This window comes from Frankia sp. AvcI1 (genome assembly GCF_001420875.1).
GTDB classification, from domain to species: domain Bacteria; phylum Actinomycetota; class Actinomycetes; order Frankiales; family Frankiaceae; genus Frankia; species Frankia alni.
Window position 1 is genome coordinate 100,009 of record NZ_LJFZ01000012.1, and the last position, 715, is coordinate 100,723.

Sequence of the window (715 nt, forward strand, 5' to 3'; positions counted from 1 at the left end):
GGCGGAAGCCCACGATGAGCGGTGGGCGGCCTCCTGGGCGCACTGGAACCGCGGACTGGTCCACCACTTCGCCGGAGAGCCGGCACGTTCCGTCGAGTCACTGCGTATTGCCCTCACCGCCAAGGCATCCCTGCGTGACTGGCTGGGCGCTTCAGNCTGCGTCGAGGTCATGGTGTGGGACGCGGTCGACCTGGGACGGCTGGAGTACGCCGCCCGGCTGCTCGGGATTGGTCGCATGCTGTGCCGGGCCATGGGCGGGCGACAGCCCCTGTTCGGATCAGCGTTCTTGACGGCGCGACGGGCGGAGTACGTGGAAGGCATCCGTCATGCGACGGGAGTCGAGAACTTTCAGCGTGAGTTCGCCGCGGGGCTCGCCCTGGACATCGAGGAAGCCATCGACTTCGTCCTGGACATGTCGTCGGTCCGGGCCAGTCTCACCGTCCCGCCGGACCGCTCGCACGGCGACGCGCTGACCGCTCGCGAGCGGGAGATCAGCCGCTTGATTTACCAGGGGCTGAGCAACGCCGACATCGCCGGGTCGCTCACCATTTCGCGACGCACCGTCGAGGGCCACGTGAACCNAATCCTGGCCAAGCTGAACTTCCGCTCCCGCTCCCAGGTCGCCGTGTGGATGGCACGCCGAGAGCCGGTCGAGTCCGGGCGTTAGAAGCCTGCGACCGTTCACCACCTCGAGTCGACGGGATTGCGGCGGAAT